The sequence below is a fragment of the Streptomyces telluris genome (assembly GCF_024519335.1).
Classification (GTDB): domain Bacteria; phylum Actinomycetota; class Actinomycetes; order Streptomycetales; family Streptomycetaceae; genus Streptomyces; species Streptomyces telluris.
The window spans coordinates 131,286-149,969 of record NZ_JANIID010000021.1; the positions used below are offsets into that span (position 1 = coordinate 131,286).

An 18,684-nucleotide genomic window follows, 5' to 3' on the forward strand; every position below is an offset into this window, starting at 1 on the left:
TCGGTTCGTGGGTGCGGCGGCCGGTCATCGGCGCCTGCGCAGACGGGATTCCAGGCGGTCGATGCGGGCCTGGTCCAGGGAGACGAGGCGGACGTCGGAGGGCGTGATGCCGCCCGCGCCGGGGTCCTCGGCGTGCCGGGCGAGCGCGTCGAGGGCGTCGAACCAGCGCGAGGCGAGGGCGGCGACCTGCTCCTCGGTGAACAGGGCGGCCGGCCAGCTCCATTCGACGGCCAGCTCGGGCCTGCCGCCGGCGCCGGAGACGACGGCGGCGTCGATCTCCAGGGGGTAGGGGGCGGGCATGGCGGCGTCGGGGGCGGCGCCCTCGGCGACGGCGGCCCGCTCCGCGTCCGGGGCGAAGGCCCAGTGGCGTGAGCCTGCCGGTCCGGCCTGGTGGTCGGTGCGGCCGCGGTAGTTGAACAGCAGCTGCGAGGCGGGCAGGGCCGCCAGGGCGGGTGCGGTCTGGGCGTTGAGGTGGCGCAGGAGGCCGTGGCCGAGGCCGCGGTCGGGGACCGCCCGCAGCTGCTCCTTGACCTGCTTGAGGGCGGCGCCGGCCTGCCGGCCGCCGGCCAGGGCGTCGGCGAGGTCCACGGCGCCGACGTCCAGGCGGACGGGGTGGACGGTGGTGAACCAGCCGACGGTGCGCGACAGGTCCGGGGTGAGGCCCGCCGTGTCGCTGCCTCCGCGCCCGTGGCCCTCCAGGTCGATCTGCAGGGCGCCGGTGTAGGCGGCGGGCAGGGCGGGGTTGCCGGTGCGGCGCCAGTCGGCGGCGGCCAGGGCGAGGGCGGCGAGGAGCACGTCGTCCACTCCGGCCGAGAACGCCTGCGGGACGGCCGTCAGCAACGGTGTGGTGCGGTCCGCGGCAAGGGTCCTGCGCAGGGTGCGCACGGTGGCCGTGGTGTCGCGGTGCGGGTCGGCGGCGGTGCGGGAGAGCGGGGCCTGCGGTCCGGCCAGCGCGGTGCGCCAGTAGGCGGCTTCGGCCGTGCGGGTGCGGGTGTGGGCGTGCTGCAGGAGCTGCGCGGCCCAGGCGCGCGGCCCGGTGGCCTCGGGTTCGAGGGCGGGTGCGCGGCCCGCGGCGCGGGCGGCGTAGGCGTCGGCGAGCTCGGGGAGCAGGATGCGCCAGGAGACGCCGTCGACGGCGAGGTGGTGGACGGTCAGGAGCAGTCGTCCGTCGGCTGCGGAGCCCGCGTCGCACCACAGGGCGCGCAGGACGGTTCCGGTGTCGGGGGCGAGGGCGGCGGCGGAGGCGTCGGCCTCCTTGGTGAGCAGGTCGTGCAGGGAGGCCGGGTCCAGGCCGGTGATGTCGGCGCGGCGCAGGGTCGCCGGGTCGGTGACGGCGGGGGCCTCGGCGGCGGGCAGGACCTCCTGGGTCCACAGGCCGCCGGTCCGGTCCAGGCGCAGGCGCAGGGCGGGGTGGTTGCGGGCGAGGTCGGCGAGGGCCTCGCGGAGCGGGCCGGGCCGGAGTCCGGCGGGGACGGTGAGGAGGACGGACTGGTTGAACCGGTCGACGGGGCCGCCGCGTTCGCGCAGCCAGTGCACGACGGGCAGGGGCGGGAGTTCGCCGTCCTCGTCGGGCGCGGGCGCTGCCGGGGCTTCGGCCGGTTCCTGGTCCTCGGTGCGGCCCGCGGCGGCCAGGGCGGCCGGGGTGGGGTGCTGGAAGACGTCCTTGGCGGCGATGGTGAAGCCGGCCTTGCGGGCGGCGCTGACGAGCTGGATGGAGACGATGCTGTCGCCGCCCAGGGCGAAGAAGTTGTCGTCCTCGCCGACCTCGGGCAGGCCGAGGATGCCGGCGAACACCCGGGCCATGGCGGCGGCCGGGCTGCCGTCGGGCCGCGCGGGGGCGGCCGGGCGGGCGGTGGCGCGGGCGGGCTCGGGCAGGGCCTTGCGGTCGAGCTTGCCGTTGACGCTCAGGGGCAGCGCGTCCAGGAGCGTGACGGACGCGGGGACCATGTGCTCGGGCAGCCGTTCGGCGAGGGCGTCGCGCAGGTGCTGCGGCGCGGGGTCCGCGCCCGGGGCGGGGACGGCGTACGCGACGAGCTGCGGGGCGCCGCCGGGTGCCGGGGGGCGGGCGGTGACGGCTGCCTGGGCGACGGCGGGCAGGGCGCTCAGGGCGGCCTCGATCTCGCCGAGTTCGATGCGGAAGCCGCGGACCTTGACCTGGTCGTCGGTGCGGCCCAGGTACTCGACGGCGCCGTCGGCGCGGCGGCGGACCAGGTCGCCGGTGCGGTACATGCGCTCGCCACTGCCGAAGGGGTCGGCGACGAAGCGGGAGGCGGTCAGGCCGGGCCGGCCGAGGTAGCCGCGGGCCAGCTGGTCCCCGGCGAGGTAGAGCTCGCCGGGCACGCCCACGGGCACGGGGCGCAGGGCGGCGTCCAGGACGTGCAGGCGGGTGTTCCACACGGGGCGGCCGATGGGGACGACGCCGGCGCCGGGCTCGGCCCGGTGGTGGGTGACGTCGACGGCGGCCTCGGTGGGCCCGTACAGGTTGTGCAGTTCGACGTGCGGCCACAGGGCGGCGAACCGGTCGACGGCGGCGGCGGGCAGGGCCTCGCCGGAGCAGAAGACGCGGCGGACGCCGGCGAAGCCCGTCCGGATCGCCTCGTCCTGCTCGGCGGCCGCGGTGAACGCGGTGAGCATGGAGGGGACGAAGTGCGCCGTGGTGACGGCGTTGTGTGCCGCGACCTCCGCGAGGTGGTCGGGCTCGCGGTGCCCGCCGGGCCGGGCGAGGACGACGGCGGCGCCGCTGACCAGCGGCAGGAAGAACTCCCAGACGGAGACGTCGAAGCTGGCCGGGGTCTTCTGCAGGATCCGGTCCTCGGGGCGGATGCCGTAGGTCTCCCGCATCCAGTCCAGGCGGTTGACGACGGCGTGGTGGGTGACGACGACGCCCTTGGGGCGGCCGGTGGAGCCGGAGGTGTAGATGACGTACGCGGCGTGCTGCGGCCCGGCCGTGGCGGAGGCCGGCGCGGGGGCCGGCGCGGGGGCCGGCGCGGGGGCCGGCGCGGGGGCCGGCGCCGCGCGGGGCCGGTCGGCGAGGACGACGGGCACGCCGTCCAGGTGCGGGAGCCGTCCGCGCTCGCCCTCGACGGTGACCACGCACACCGGTGCGGCGTCCTCGGCCATCATGGTCAGGCGCTCGGCGGGGTAGTCGAGGTCCAGCGGCAGGTAGGCGGCGCCGGACTTCAGGACGCCGAGGAGGGCGACCATCAGCTCGGCGGAGCGCGGCACGGCCACGGCGACGATCCGGTCGGGCCCGGCCCCCGCTGCGGCCAGCTCGGCGGCCAGCGCGGCCGCTTGCTCGTCGAGCTGACGGTAGGTCAGGGTGCGGTCGGCGTGGACGACGGCGGTGGCGTCGGGCGTGGCGGCCAGGTGCTCGGCGAACCGGGTGACGAGCGTGCCGGCCGGCACCTCCCGCTCCGTGGCGTTCCACTCCCCCGCCAGGGCCCGGCTCTCGCCCGGGCTCATCACCTCGACGCGGTCCACGGGCCGGCCGGGCGCGGCGAGGGCCTGGTCGAGCACGTGCAGGAGCCGGTCGGCGAGCAGCCCGGCGGTGCCGCGGTCGTACAGGTCGGCGGCGTGGATGACGGTGAGGTCGGTGTGCGCGCCGTCGGCGGACTCGACGAAGGTGAACGCCAGGTCGAAGCGGGCGGCGTGCAGCGGGTCGGGCAGCAGCTCGGTGCGGGCGCCCAGCAGGGCGTCCAGGCCCGTGGCCTCCTTGCGGTGCTGGACCATCACCTGGAACAGCGGGTGGCGGCCCAGCGAGCGCTCGGGGCTGACGATCTCGACCAGGCGGTCGAACGGCAGGTCCTGGTGGGCGAGCGCGCCGAGCACGGTCTCCCGGGCGCGCTCCACCAGCTGGTCGAACGTGGGCGCGGCGCCGCCTTCGGGGGCGCTCAGGTCGTGGCGGACGACCAGGGTGTTGACGAAGAAGCCGAGGACGTTCTCCACGGCCTCGTCGGCGCGTCCGGCGACCGGGGTGCCGAGGGCGACGTCGGTGCTGCCGGCCAGGGCGCCCAGCAGCAGGGCTCCGGCCACCTGGGTGACCATGAACGGGGTGACGCCGGTGCGGTGCGCGTAGTCGCGCAGCGCTCCGTGGAGGGCGTCGGGCAGGCGCAGCCGGACGGCGCCGCCGCGGCCGCTCGGCTCGGCCGGGCGCGGCCGGTCGGCGGGCAGGGTCAGCTCGTCGGGCAGTCCGGCGAGGCGCTCGGTCCAGTACGCGGTGAGGCGCTCGGCGCCCGCGGGGTCGTCCAGCAGGTCCTGCTGCCAGAGGGTGTGGTCGGCGAACTGCACCGGCAGCGGCCGCCAGGCGGGGGCGTTCCCGCGGCGGCGGGCCGCGTAGGCGGTGTCGAGGTCGCGCAGCAGCACCCCTTCGGACCACTCGTCGCCGACGATGTGGTGCAGGGCCACGCACAGGACGTGAGTGGCGGCACCCGCGGTCAGCAGGGTGGCGTGGACCGGCGGTGCGGCGGCGAGGTCGAAGGCGCGGGCGCCGGCCTCGGCGACGGCCTCCTCCAGCCGTTCCGGGGCCACCTCGCGCACCTCGAACGGGACGTGGGCCTCCTCGGGCGTCAGCACCTTCTGCCGGGGGCGGCCGTCGGTTGCGGGGAAGGCCGTGCGCAGCGCCTCGTGGCGGGCGACGACGTCGGCGAAGGCGGCGCGCAGCGCGCCGGTGTCGAGGGCGCCGTCGATGCGCAGCGAGCAGGGGATGGTGTAGGCGGTGCTCGGGCCCTGCAGCTGGTGGAGGAACCACAGGCGGGCCTGGGCGGGCGACAGCGGCACCTCCTGCGGGCGGGTGCGGGCGGCGGGGCCGGGGCGGTCGGCGCCGGTGGCGTCGAGGCGGCGGGCGAGGGCCGCGGGGGTCCGGGCCTCGAACAGGTCGCGGACCGTGGTGTGCCGCTGCAGGGCGGTGCGGATGCGGCCGACGAGGCGGGTGGCGAGCAGCGAGTGGCCGCCGAGGGCGAAGAAGTCGTCGTCGGCGCCGACGGAGGGCAGGCCGAGGACGGTCGCGAACGCGCCGCACACCAGGGCCTCGCGCTCGTCGCGCGGTGCGCGGCCGCCGGTGCCGGCGGCGAAGTCGGCGGCTCCGGGCTCGGGCAGGGCCCGGCGGTCGAGCTTGCCGTTGACGTTGAGGGGCAGGGCTTCGAGGACGACGACGGCCGACGGGACCATGTACTCGGGCAGGCGCGCGGCGAGCGCGGCCCGCAGCGCGGCGGGGTCGGCGCAGGCGCCGGGCGCGGGGGCGACGTAGGCGACGAGGCGCTTGACGCCGCCGTCGGCCGCCCGGGCGAGCACGGCCGCCTGGGCGACGGCCTCCAGGTCGTTCAGGGCGGCTTCGATCTCGCCGGTCTCCACGCGGAAGCCGCGGATCTTGACCTGGTCGTCGTCGCGGCCGAGGTAGTCCAGGGTGCCGTCCGCGCGCCACCGGACGACGTCGCCGGTGCGGTACATGCGCTCGCCGCTGCCGGTGAACGGGTCGGCGACGAAGCGGGCGGCGGTCAGCGCGGGGCGGTTGCCGTAGCCGCGGGCCAGGCCGGGGCCGGCGATGTACAGCTCGCCGGGGACGCCGGCCGGGACGGGCCGCAGGCGGGCGTCGAGGACGTAGACGCGGGTGTTGGCGATGGGGCGGCCCACGAACGGGGTGGGGCTGTCGTCCAGGGCGGCGCCGAGGGTGTCGACGGTGTATTCGGTGGGGCCGTAGAAGTTGTGGCCGATGACGCCCTCGGTCTCCCGGATGCGGGTCCACAGGGCGTCGTCGACGGCTTCGCCGCCGAGGAGGAAGAGGACGGGGCGGTGGCCGTCGCCTGCGGCGCCGTCGTTGCCGTCGCCGTCGAGCAGGCCCCATTCGACGAGCTGCCGGCCGAAGGACGGGGTGACGTCGAGGGTGTCGATGCGGTCGGCGCGCAGCCGGGTGGCCAGCGCCTGCGGGTCGCGGCGCAGCTCCTCGTCGTAGACGTGGAGCTCGTGGCCGCAGATGAGCCAGAGCAGCTGCTCCCAGGAGGAGTCGAAGGAGAAGGAGGCCGTGTGCGCGGCGCGCAGGCGGCGGCCCCCGGCGGCCTCGACGGCGCGGGCGAAGACGGTGGAGCGGTGGTGGTCGAGCATGTTGACCAGGCCGCGGTGCGGCACCTGGACGCCCTTGGGGCGGCCGGTGGAGCCGGAGGTGTGGATGACGTAGGCGAGGTCGCCGGGGGCGGGCCGCCGCGGCGCTACATCCGCAGCACCGCCCGCGGCGCCGCCCGCGGCGTCCTCCGCGGTGTCCTCCGCGTACAGCGTCGTGAAGCCGTCCCCGGTCAGGACGGGCAGGCGCCCGGCGGTCGAACGGGTCGTCAGGACCGCGAGGGGCTCCGCGTCCTCCAGCATCAGGGCGACGCGCTCGGCCGGGTGGTCGAGGTCCACGGGCAGGTAGGCGGCGCCGGACTTGAGCGTGCCGAGGACGGCGGCGACGAGCTCCGCCGAGCGGGGCAGGGCCAGGGCCACGACCGTGTCCGGGCCTGCGCCCAGGGCGGCGAGGCGCCGGGCGAACGCGTCGGCGCGGGCGTCGAGTTCGGCGTACGTCCAGCGCTGGTCGCCGTGGACGACGGCGGTCTCGCCCGGGGTCGCTGCCACCTGGGCCTCGAAGGCGTCGACGACGGTGCCCTCGGGCACGGCGCGCGCGGTGGCGTTCCAGGTGTGCAGGAGGGTGTGCCGCTCGGCCGGGTCGAGGACGTCGAGGGAGCCGACGGTGGCCGCCGGGCGGTCCGCCATCGCGGCGAGCAGGCGCAGCAGGCGCCGGCCGAGGTCGGCGGCCCGGTCCGCGGTGAAGGCGTCCGGGCGGTACTCGACGGTGATGCGCGGCGCGTCACCGGGGAGGGTGAGGACGGTCAGCGGGTAGTGGGTGGCGCCGCGGTTGCCGATGCCGGTGACGCGCAGGCTGCCCGGACGGCCGGACGGGTCGGCGGCGGTGAGCTCGTCGGGGTCGACGGGGTAGTTCTCGAAGACGAGCAGGGTGTCGAAGAGCGTGCCGAGCCCGGCCTGCGCCTGGATCCCGGCGAGGCCCGCGTACTGGTGGTCGAGCAGCCGCGACTGCTGCTCCTGGAGGCGGGCGAGCGCGGCGGCGACGGTCTCGTCCTCGTCCAGGGTGAAGCGGACGGGAATGGTGTTGCTGAACAGGCCGACGATCGACTCGACGCCGGGCACGTCGGCGGGGCGGCCGGAGACGGTCGCGCCGAAGACGACGTCCGTGCGGCCGGTGAGGCGGCCGAGCAGGACGGCCCAGGCTCCCTGCACGAGGGTGTTGAGGGTCAGGCCGTGGCTGCGGGCGAGCGCGGTCAGCGCGGTGGCGGTCTCCGCGGGCAGCGGCAGGTCCACCTCGCCGGCGCGTGTGCCGCCGTCCGCAGTGGCCTCGGCGGCCAGGGTCTCGGCGAGCAGGGTGGGGGCGGTCAGGCCCTCCAGGGCCCCGGCCCAGGCGGTGGCGTGCCCGGTGTCGTCCTGGCGGGCCAGCCAGGCCAGGTGGTCGGCGTAGGAGGCGGCGGGCGGCAGCGCGGAGGCGTCGCCGCCGGCCGCGTAGGCGCTGATGATCTCGCGCAGCATGACGGGCGTGGACCAGCCGTCCATCACGATGTGATGGCGGGTCAGGACGAGGCGGTACCGCTCGTCGCCCGTGCGCAGCAGGGCGCAGCGCAGCAGGGGCGGGCGGGTGAGGTCGAAGGGCGCGGTGGCCTCGGCGGTCTCGACGGCGTCCACGGCGGCGTCGAGGGCACCGGCCGGGGTGCCGGTGAGGTCGTGCACGGTCCACGGGACCGTGACCTGCCCGGCGACGGTCTGCAGCGGGCGGTCGGCGCTGGTGTGGTCGAAGCCGGCGCGCAGGGCGGGGTGGCGCTGCACGACGGCGTCGACGGCGCGGCGCAGGGCGGTCTCGTCCAGCGGGCCGGTGAGGTCCAGGCCGGTGACCGAGGTGTACAGGTCGTCGGCGGCGGTCTCGTAGAGGGAGTGGAAGAGGAGCCCGTCCTGCAGCGGGGAGAGCGGCAGGACGTCCTCGGTGCCGGGGCGGGCGGCCAGGACGCGGTCGAGGGCGTCCTGGCCGATGCCGGCGAGCGGCACGTCGGAGGGGGTGAGCCCGCCGGCGCCGGGGCGCGCGGCGTAGGCGGTCAGGGCGTCGAGGGCGCGGAACCAGCGGTCGGCGACCTCGCGCACGGCGTCCTCGGTGAGCACGCCCTCCGGCCAGGTCAGGACGGCGGTCAGCTCGGGGCCCGCGGGCCGGTCGTGGACGAACGCGCCGATCTCCAGGGCGTGGAGGGCGGGCAGCTCCGGGTCCGCGCTCGCGGCGATGGCGTCGCCCGCGGGGCTCCAGGGGCTGTCGTCGGTGGCGAACCGGCCGAGGTAGTTGAAGAGCAGCTGCGGGGCGGGGTACGCGGCGAGCGCGGTGCGGGCCTCGGGGTCGAGGTGGCGCAGCAGCCCGTAGCCGGTGCCGTCGTCGGGCAGCGCGCGCAGCTGTTCCTTGACGAGCGCGAGCGCCCGTCCCGCCGCCTCGCCGCCGGCTGCGGCGTCGGCGAGGTCGATGCCGTCGAGGCTCAGGCGTACGGGGAACTCGCTGGTGAGCCAGCCGACGGTGCGGGCGGTGTCCGCGCCGGGCACGAGGTGGTCCTGGCGGCCGTGCCCCTCCATGCGGATCAGCAGGTCGCGCTGCCGTCCGGCGAACGCGAGGGCCAGTCCGGCGAGCAGCACGTGGTCGACGCCCGCGCGCCGGGTGGCGGGCACCCGGTCGAGGAGCGGCGCGGTGCGCTCGGCGGGCAGGGTGAGGCGCAGGGTGCGGCTGGTCCCGGCGGTGTCCCGGGCCGGGTCGACGGCCCGCTTGCCGAGCAGGGGCCCGGCGCCCGGGGCGAGGATCTCCTGCCAGAGCGGCAGCTGGGCGCGGACGGCGTCGCCGGTGGCGGCGGCGTTCAGTCCGTGGGCCCAGCGGCGCAACGGAGTGCTCGCGGGGGCGAGTTCGCGCCCCTCGTAGGCGTCGCGCAGGTCGGGCAGCAGGATGCGCCAGGAGACGCCGTCGACGGCAAGATGATGCACGGCGAGCACGAGCCGCCCGGGGGTCTCCGGACCCAGGTCGCACCAGGTGGCGGCGAGAACGAGTCCGGCGACCGGGTCGAGCCGGTCGACGGCGGCGTCCCGCTCGCGCCCCAGGGCGTCGTCGAGCCCGTCGGCGGACGTGCCGGTGAGGTCGACACGGCGGAGGACGACCTCGGGGGCGGCACCGAGGGAGAGGATCTCGGTGGCCCAGTCGCCGGGGCCGGGGGCGTCGGCGACACCGCCGTAGCCACCGGAGTCGGGGCGGGCTTGGGCGGCGGCCGGGGCGGACTGCGAACCGGCAGTGGACTGGCGGCGGGCATCAGCGGAGGCGCCGAAAGCGTCGCTGAGGCCACCGTAACCGCCGGAGTCGGGGCGGCCCTCGACGGCAACCGGGACGGACTGCGAACCGGCGGCGGACCCGCTAGGGCGGGCGTCGGCGGAGGCGGCGGCGCCAGGAGCGCCATCGACGTCCCCGTAACCGCCGGAGTCGGGGCGGCCCTCGACGGCGACCGGGGCGGACTGCGAACCGGCGGCGGACCGGCCGCGGCCGACGTCGGCGGAGGCGGACCCTGCGGGGACGGTGGGGACTCCGGCGCCAAGAGCGTCGGCGATACCGCCGTAGCCACCCGAGCCGGCACGGCCCTCGGCGGCGGCCAGGGCGGACTGCGAACCGGCCGCGGACCCGCTACGGCCGGCGTCGGCGGCAGCCGCAGCCGCGAGGTCGGCTGCGGACGTCGCCCCGGTCAGGTCGCCCCGTACCGCGGACTCCGGCGTGGCAGCGTCACCGGCGGCGCCCGGCACCAGCCGCAGCCGCAGCGCGTCATGACGTTCCGTCAGGGCCACCAAGGCCCCTGTGAGGCGATCGGGGTCGAGGCCGGGCGGGACCGTGACGGCCGTGGTCTGGGCGAAGCGGCGGATCGGGCCGCCGCGGTCGCGCAGCCACTCCGTGATGGGGGTCGCCGGCATCGGGCCGGTCGCGTCCTCGCGCAGGTCCGCGGGGGCGGCGGCGCCGTCGAGCCGTTCGGCGGCGGCCGCCACCGCGGCGATCGTCTTGCGTTCGAAGACCACGCGGGGCGTGATGCCCCAGCCCGCCTGGCGGGCGCGGCTGCCCAGTTGGATGGCGGAGATGCTGTCGCCGCCGAGGGAGAAGAAGTTGTCGTCGGCGCCGACGGCGTCCAGGCCGAGGATCTCGGCGACGAGGGCGGCGAGCACCCGCTCGGCCTCCGTGCGCGGCGGGCGCGACGCCGCGGCCGCGGCGGGCGCGGGCTCCGGCAGGGCCTTGCGGTCGAGCTTGCCGTTGAGGCTCAGGGGCAGCGAGTCCAGGAGCACCACGACGGGGGGCACCATGTGCTCGGGCAGGGTGGCGGCCAGGCCGGTGCGCAGGGCTTCGGGGTCGAGCCCGGCGCCGGCGGCCGGGACGGCGTAGCCGACGAGGCGGCGCGCGCCGCCGGGGGTGACTTCGCGGGCGGTGACGGCGGCCTGGGCGACGCCGGGGAGCGCCTCCAGGGCGGCTTCGATCTCGCCGAGTTCGATGCGGAAGCCGCGGATCTTGACCTGGTCGTCGGTGCGGCCGAGGTATTCGACGACGCCGCCGGGGGCCCACCGGACGAGGTCGCCGGTGCGGTACATGCGCTGGCCGTCGCCCCCGTGGGGGTCGGCGACGAAGCGGGAGGCGGTCAGGCCGGGCCGGCCGAGGTAGCCGCGGGCGAGCTGGTCGCCCGCCAGGTACAGCTCGCCCGGAACGCCGACCGGCACCGGCCGCAGGGCCGCGTCCAGGACGTACAGGCGCGTGTTCCACACGGGCCGGCCGATGGGGACGGTGCCCGAACCGGCCTCGGTGCGGTGGTAGGTGACGTCGACGGCGGCCTCGGTGGGCCCGTAGAGGTTGTGCAGGGGCACGTCGGGCAGCGCGGCGTACCAGCGGTCGACGACGTCGCCGGGCAGGGCCTCGCCGGAGCAGAAGACGCGCCGCAGTCCCCCGCAGGCCGCGGCCGCGGCGGGCTCCTCCAGGAAGGCGCGGAGCATGGACGGGACGAAGTGCAGGGTGGTGATGCGCCGGTCGGCGATGAGACGGGCCAGGTAGGCGGGGTCCTTGTGGCCTTCGGGGCGGGCGAGGACGACAGTGGCGCCCTCGCACAGGGCCCAGAAGAACTCCCAGACGGACACGTCGAAGCTGGCGGGGGTCTTCTGCAGGACGCGGTCGTCGCGGCGCAGCCGGTAGGCGTGCTGCATCCAGGCGAGCCGGTTGACGATGGCGCGGTGGGTGACGACGACGCCCTTGGGGCGGCCGGTGGAGCCGGAGGTGTAGATGACGTAGGCGGCGTCGTCCGGCCCGGGGGCGGTCACCTCCGTGCCGGGGGCGGCGTCGGCGGCGTCGTCCAGCAGCAGCGCGGCCTCGCGGGCGGCCTGCGGGAGGCGGTCGAGGACGGCGGGGACGGTGACGACGCGGACGGGTGCCGCGTCCTCGACCATGGCGGCGAGCCGCTCGGCGGGGTAGTCGGTGTCCAGCGGCAGGTAGGCGGCGCCGGACTTCAGGACGCCGAGGAGGGCGACCATCAGCTCGGCCGAGCGCGGCACGGCGACGGCGATGATCGCGCCGCGGCCCGCGCCGGCGGCGGTGAGCGTACGGGCCAGCGCGTCGGCCCGCGCGTCGAGTTCGCGGTAGGTGAGGTGCTCGTCCTCGAAGACGACGGCGGTCGCGCCGGGTCCGGCCGCGGCCCGCTCGGCGATGAGGCCGGGGAGCGTGCCCGGGGTGACGGCGTGGCCGGTGGCGTTCCAGGTGTGCAGGACGTCCTCGTACTCGCCGTCGGCGAGGAGCCGGGCCCGGTCGAGGGTGAGGGCGGGGTCGGCGGCGAGGCGTCCCATGAGGTCGGTGCAGCGCTCGGCGTGCGCGGCGAGGGAGGCGGCGTCGTAGAGCGCGGGGTTGGCGTCGAACTCCAGGTGGAGGACGTCGTCGGGGCTCTTGCTGACCGACACCGACAGGTCCTCGACGGGCCCGGAGGCGAGGTTGACGGTGAGTCCGGGGACGCCGGCGAAGTCCAGGTCGAGGTCGAAGGGCTTGAGGTTGAGCATCGGCCCGTGGAGCCGCTCGTCGCTGCCGACGAGGCCGAGGTCGCGCCGGATGTCCTCGCCGCGGTAGTGCTGGTGGCGGCGGGCGTCCTTGAGTTCGCCCGCGGCGCGCCGGATCAGGTCCGGGAGCGTGTCGGAGCCCTCGACGGCGAGGCGGACGGGCAGCACGTTGACGGCCATGCCCGGCACGCGCATGGTGCCCGGGGCGCTGCGGGCCATGAAGTGCATGCCGAGGACGGCGTCGGTGGTGCCGGTCATGCGGTGCAGGTAGGCGGCGACGGCGGCGGTGGCGGCTTCCGCCCAGGTGCCGCGGACGGCGGCCGCGCGGTCCAGGACGGCGGCGGAGCGCTCGGCCCCGAGGCTGGTGCGGTGGCGCAGGGACGTCCGGGAGGCCTGCGCGGTCTGCTCGGTCAGGCCGGTGGCGCGCGGGCGGCCGGCGTGCCGGGCCGTCCAGTAGGCGCGGTCGTTCTCCGGCTTTCCGGAGGCGAGGTAGGCGGCGTCGGCCTCGGCCAGCCGGGCTGCGGGCTCGAACGGGGAGGCGGGCACCTCCTCGCCGCGGACGAGGGCGGTGTAGACGGCGGCGACGCGCCGGGTGAAGAGGGCGACGCTGTAGCCGTCGACGACGAGGTGGTGGAAGTACTGGAACCACAGGTGGTGGTCGGGGGCGACGGTCACCAGAAGGGAGCCGGTCAGGGCCGGTGCCGCGCCGGAGCCGTCGGTGGGCTCCAGGCGCGGCGGGCAGGCGAGCTGGTCGCGGACGAGTTCCACGGCGGCGTCGACCGGGGAGGCCGCGCCGGTGGTGTCGAGGCGGGGCAGGTGCCAGGCCGCGGCGTCGAAGGGGACCGGGAGCGCGACGGTGCGGCCGTCGCGCTCGGCGAGCCGGACGTGCAGGCCGTCGGCCTCGGCGAGGGTGCGGCGGAGGGCCTCCTCCAGGGCGCCGGTGTCGACCGCGCCCCGGAGTTCCACGTACTGGCCGACGTTGTAGCTGGGGTTGTCGGGGTCGATCCGCTGCGCCGCCAGCACTCCCTCCTGGGCTCGCGTGAGCTCCAGGAACCGTCCTGCGTCGCTGGTCACCTCTGACATGCCGGCCTTCCGGGTCGTTCGTGGTACGGGGAGGTTGGGGGTACTGGTACGGAGTGAGGCGGTGGGGGTCCGGGAGGGCTAGAGGCCCTTGAGGACCTTCTCGATCTGGTCGAGGACGTCGATCGAGGTCCCGTAGCGGTCGGCGGTGGCGTAGGTGACCGGCAGGACGCGGTTGTCCTTCGACGCCTTCAGCAGCTTCCAGGAGGGCTTGTCCTGGAGCTCCTTGACCTCCTTGGACACCTCGCCGGTGGCGGCCGCGCGCGGTACGAGGATCACGTCGGCGTCCGACAGGACCTCGATCTTCTCCTGGGAGTAGGTGACCTCGTGCTCCTTGCCGTCGTCGGCCGCCTTGGCGAACTTGGCACCGACGTCGGCGAGGATGCGGCCCACCCACGACGTACGGGTGTCGACGATGAACTCGCCGTTGCCGTAGGAGGAGGCGACGGCCCAGTTCACGGACTTGAGCTTGTCCCCGTAGGTGTTCTTGATCTCCTCGGCCTTCTGCCGGTAGTCCGTCTTCAGCTTGGTGAAGACGTCCTCCTTGCCGACGGCCTGCGCGATCTTCTCCTGCGCGTTGAGCAGGTCGACGGGCGTCTTGATGCCGAAGTAGAGCGTGGGCGCGATGCCTTCGAGCTTCTTGACGTTCCAGTCGAAGGCGGTGGCGCCCTCGACGACGATCAGGTCGGGCTTGAGCGAGGCGACCTTCTCGATGTTCGTCTCGATGCCCGAGCCGATCGAGGTGATCTTCTTGGCCCGCTCGGTCTGCGCGGGCAGCAGCTCCACGGGGTTGTTCTCGTCGATGGCGCTCGTGCCGACGGGCTCGACGCCGAGGTCCAGCAGGGCGCCGGTGGCGTAGGAGATGCCGACGACGCGCTTGGGCGCGGCGGGCACGGCGACCTTGCCGTTGGTCGCCTCGATCACCCGGCCCTTGCCGCCCTCCTTGCCCCCGTCCCCGGCCTCGGAGGCGCTCGAGCTGTTGCCGCCGCACGCGGTCAGGGTCAGCAGGGCGGCGAGGGCGGCGGCGGTACGGCCGCGGGCGGCACGGGGGTTCATGGTTCTCCTAGGGCGGTGCGTGGGCGAGGGGGCGGGCGGGAGGTCAGGAGGCGGGCGCGGCGGCGGACAGGTGCTCGTACCAGCCGCGGACGGTGGGGGTGGCCTCGATGAGTTCGGCGAACTCGACGGCGTTGCCGTGGGCCCGCCACCGCTCGACGAGGGTCATCACGCGGATGGAATCGAGGCCGAGGTCCTGCAGGTTCTCGTCGACGGGAACGTCCGCGGGCTCCTCGCCGAGCACGGCGGCGACGTCGAGACGAACGGAGTCGAGCGAGAGGGAGGGGGAGGGCATGGCGATCCCTTCGGGGGAGACGGACGAGGGGCGGCGGGCGGGCGGGAGGCTGGGCGGAGGGGGTACGGGGTGGTGGGCACAGAGGGCCGTACGGGGTGGTGAGGGCGGGGAGAACGGGGCCGGCAGGGCCCGGGGCGGGACGGTCGTGGCGGCGCTTCGGCCGGCGCCCGGGGCGCCGGTGGGCCGGTGGGCCGGTGATCCCGGACCGCCCCCGGCATCCCCCTCCGCCGCGGCGGCGCGAAACCACGACGGCGGATCCCGGCGGTGCCGAACCGACGCCGGCGGGGCCGGACGGGGGACGGCACCGCCGTTCCGAGCCGCACCGGTCCCCCGGATCAGCCGGCTTGGGCCACCAGTTCGCCGGCGGGCGCTCCGGCCTCCCGGGAACCGCCGTCCGCAAGGACACCGCGCAGCAGCGACCCGCAGATCTCCCCGGAGCGCACCGCGAGCGTGGACAGCAGGGTCGAGGTGATGCCGTGCGTGTGCTCGGTGCTGCCGCCCTGGAGGTAGATGCCGGCGCGGATCCGGCCGGTGGTCATCACGCGGTGGTCGCGGTCGATGCGGAGCCGGCCCTGCTCGTCGGTGAGGCACTCCTCGGCGAGCTCGCCGAGGAGCTGGCGGGGGTCGGCGGGCCGGTAGCCGGTGGCGAGGACGACGGCGTCGCAGTCGAGGGTGAAGTCCTCGCCGGAGGCGAGCGAGCGGATCACGGCGCGCGCTCCGCCGCCGGGGACGTCCTCGACGGCGGTGAGCCGGCTGGTGTTGAGGATGCGCAGCCGCTCGCGCCCCTGGACCTTCTCCTGGTACGCGGTGCGGTAGAGCTGTTCGATCAGCTCGCCGTCGACGACGGAGTAGTTGGTGTTGCCGTGGTAGTCGAGCAGCGCCTGCTTGACGTCCTCGGGGGCGTCGTAGAAGTGGTCGACGGCGGCCGGGTCGAAGATGCGGTTGGCGAAGGGGCTGTCGTCGGCGGGGCTGTAGCCGTAGCGCGAGAAGACGGCGCAGACCTCGACGTCGGGGAAGGTGCGGTGCAGGTATTCGGCGCTCTCGGCGGCGGACTGGCCGGCGCCGACGACGACGAAGCGGCGGTGCGGGCGGTCGGTGAGCTCCGCGGAGCGGAAGAGCAGATCGCGGTTGTGCCAGACGTGCGGCCCGAGGGAGACGCCTTCGGGGACGCGCGGGGTGAGGCCGGTGCCGAGGACGATGTTGCGGGTGCGGCGGACGCTCTCGTCGGCCGGGTCCTGCACGCCGCGGGAGACGACGTCCACGTGGTCGGTGACGCCGTCGTTCCGTACGGGCTGCAGGGCGACGGCCGCCCGGCCGTAGTCGACGACGGAGGTGAACTCGCCCGCGCACCACTCGAAGTAGTCGTGGAACTCTACGCGGGTGGGGAAGAACGTCTTCTGGTTGATGAAGTCGGCGAGCCGGCCGCGTTCTTGCAGGTAGTGCAGGAAGGAGAAGCGGCTGCCGGGGTCCCGCATGGTGACGAGGTCCTTGAGGAAGGACACCTGCATGGTGGCGCCCTCGATGAGCATGCCCTGGTGCCAGCCGAACCGCTGCTGGCGCTCGAGGAAGCCCGCGCGGATCGCGCTGCCGGGGTTACGGCGGTTGTGCTCGTCGATCGCGATGGCGAGGGCCAGGTTGGCGGGGCCGAAGCCTATGCCGACCAGATCCTCGATGGGGCCGCACCCCGTGTGTGCGGTGTCCCCGCGCCGTACCGACATGCTCATCCTTTCGTTGTGTTGCTCGTTCCCACGAGGCCGGCATCTGCCTGCTGTGCAGGTCAGGGGCGTGGTGGGGGCAACCCAAGAACTTGAAGCTTAGGTTAGCCTAACCTAACTTTCCGGCCAGGTGGGGTGTCAAGTCGGGGCGTCAGGAGCCCAGGATCCCCGGCAGCGCCGCCACGAAGGCGTCCGCCTGCTCCTCGGTGAGGATGAGCGGCGGAGCGAGCCGCAGGACGTCCGGGGCCGGTGCGTTCACCAGGAACCCGGCCTCCTGGGCGGCGAGTTGGGCACGGGCCGCCACCGGCTCGGTGAGGACCACGCCCAGGAGCAGACCCGCTCCCCGCACCTCGCGCAGCAGCGGATGGCGCGTCGCCTCGATGCCGGCCCGCAGCCGCTCGCCCACGCGCCGGACGTGCTCCAGCAGGCCGTCGGCCTCGATCGTGGCGAGCACGGCGAGCGCGGCCGCACAGGTCACCGGGTTCCCGCCGAACGTGGAGCCGTGCTGACCGGGCGTCAGCAGTTCGGCGGCCCGCCCGAAGGCGAGGGTGGCCCCGATCGGCAGCCCGCCGCCCAGCCCCTTCGCAAGGGTCACGACGTCGGGCTCGATCTCCGGCCCGGCCTCCGGCCCGACGTCGTCTCCGGCGGCCCGGTGGGCGAACCAGTGTCCGGTGCGCCCCATGCCCGTCTGGATCTCGTCCAGCACCAGCAGCGCCCCGGCGGCCTCGGTGATCTCCCGGGCGGCCCGCAGGTACCCGGGCGGCGCCGGCACGACGCCGTTCTCCCCTTGCACGGGCTCCAGGACCACCGCCGCCGTCCGCTCGCTCACCGCGGCCCGCAGCGCGCCCACGTCCCCGTACGGGATGTGGCTCACCTCGCCGGGCAGCGGCAGGAAGGGTTCCTGCTTGGCGGGTTGGCCCGTGAGTGCCAGGGCTCCCATCGTGCGGCCGTGGAAGCCGCCGACGGCGGTGACCATGTGGGGGCGTCCCGTCCGCCGCGCGATCTTGAACGCGGCCTCGACGGCCTCCGCGCCCGAGTTGGAGAAGAACACCCGCCCTTCGCGGCCGGACAGTTCCAGCAGCCGCTCGGCCAGCCGTACGGGCGGCTCGGCCACGTACAGGTTGGACACGTGGCCCAGGAGCGCGAGCTGCCGTCCGACCGCCTCCACCACCGCCGGATGCCCGTGGCCCAGCGCGTTGACGGCGATGCCGCCGATGAAGTCGAGGTACGTGCGGCCGTCCGCGTCCTCGACGGTCACGCCCCGGCCGCGCACCAACGCCAGCGGGGGCGTGCCGTACGTGTCCATCAGCGCGCCCCTCCACCGGCCCGCCAGGGCGGCGCCGTTCCGGCCGGGGGCCGGGGCCTGAGTGCGTCGCGCGCTCATGCCGGCACCCTCTCCCGGACGGCGCCGGCGGGCCCTGCGGCGACCGCCGCCGCGGGCGGTGGCGGATCGGGGACGACGGCCGTGCCGACGCCCTCGCCCGTGAAGACCTCCAGCAGCAGGGAGTGCGGGACCCGCCCGTCCAGGACGTGTGCCGTGCCCACCCCGGCGCGCACGGCCCGCAGGCAGCCCTCCATCTTCGGCACCATTCCGCTGGCCAGGCCGGGCAGCAGGGCCTCCAGCTCACCGGCCGTCAGGCTGCGGATGACGTCCGTGCTGCGGGGCCAGTCCGCGTAGAGGCCCTCGACGTCGGTGAGGACGATGAGCTTCTCGGCGCCCAGGGCCTCCGCGAGCGCAGCTGCGGCCAGGTCGGCGTTGATGTTGTAGATCTCGCCGTCCGCGCCCCGTGCGACGGGTGAGACGACGGGGATGCGGCCGCAGGCCAGGAGCGCCTCCAGGGTCTCCGGATCCACCGCCACGACCTCGCCGACGAGCCCGATGTCGACGCGTTCGCCGTCGACGTCGGCATAGCGCTTGGTGGCCGTCATGGTGTGGGCGTCCTCGCCCGTCAGGCCGACGGCGAAGGGCCCGTGACGGTTGATCAGCCCGACGAGTTCGCGCTGCACCTGCCCGGCGAGCACCATGCGGACGACGTCCATGGCCTCCGGGGTGGTCACCCGCAGACCGGCCTTGAACTCCGACTCCAGGCCCAGCCGGTCCAGCTGCGCGCTGATCTGCGGGCCGCCGCCGTGCACCACCACGGGGCGCAGCCCGGCGTAGCGCAGCGAGACGACGTCCTGGGCGAAGGCGGCCTTCAGCTCCTCGTCGACCATGGCGTTGCCGCCGAACTTGATGACGACGGTCTTGCCGTGGAAGCGCCGGAGCCAGGGCAGGGCTTCGATGACGGTACGGGCTTTGTTGTTCATGAGGAGTACGCGCTGTTCTCGTGGACGTAGTCGGCGGTGAGGTCGTTGGCCCAGATGACGGCAGACTCGCCGCCCTCGGCCAGGTCCGCGGTGATACGGACCTCGCGAGGGCTCAGGTCGGCCTTGTCC

At 75.7% G+C, this 18,684-nt stretch carries 7 protein-coding genes; all 7 read right to left on the reverse strand.

The window, feature by feature from the left end; genetic code table 11:
- Positions 1-24 precede the first annotated feature (24 nt).
- The gene (locus NQU55_RS22370; protein WP_256791008.1) at positions 25-13,188 is read right to left on the reverse strand and encodes a non-ribosomal peptide synthetase; all 13,164 of its coding nucleotides are present in this window, start codon (positions 13,186-13,188) and stop codon (positions 25-27) included.
- Between the two features lie 78 nt (positions 13,189-13,266).
- Positions 13,267-14,241 (reverse strand): ABC transporter substrate-binding protein, encoded by a 975-nt coding sequence (locus NQU55_RS22375; RefSeq protein WP_256791009.1) that lies wholly within the window; start codon positions 14,239-14,241, stop codon positions 13,267-13,269.
- A 43-nt stretch (positions 14,242-14,284) separates the two neighbouring features.
- On the reverse strand, positions 14,285-14,533 hold the full coding sequence (locus NQU55_RS22380; RefSeq protein ID WP_256791010.1) for a phosphopantetheine-binding protein: 249 nt from the start codon (positions 14,531-14,533) through the stop codon (positions 14,285-14,287).
- A 335-nt stretch (positions 14,534-14,868) separates the two neighbouring features.
- Positions 14,869-16,251, reverse strand: coding sequence for a lysine N(6)-hydroxylase/L-ornithine N(5)-oxygenase family protein (locus NQU55_RS22385; RefSeq protein ID WP_168096910.1), 1,383 nt, complete (start codon positions 16,249-16,251; stop codon positions 14,869-14,871).
- A 148-nt stretch (positions 16,252-16,399) separates the two neighbouring features.
- Complete coding sequence (locus NQU55_RS22390) at positions 16,400-17,632, reverse strand: acetylornithine transaminase (protein WP_168096887.1); 1,233 nt, start codon at positions 17,630-17,632, stop codon at positions 16,400-16,402.
- Positions 17,629-18,555: an acetylglutamate kinase gene (gene argB / locus NQU55_RS22395; protein ID WP_256791011.1), complete on the reverse strand. Its 927-nt coding sequence runs from the start codon at positions 18,553-18,555 to the stop codon at positions 17,629-17,631. Before argB ends, NQU55_RS22390 begins: the two co-directional genes overlap by 4 nt.
- On the reverse strand, positions 18,552-18,684 hold a 133-nt coding region (locus NQU55_RS22400), incomplete at its 5' end, for a bifunctional ornithine acetyltransferase/N-acetylglutamate synthase (protein WP_256791014.1). The genes argB and NQU55_RS22400, both read right to left, overlap by 4 nt.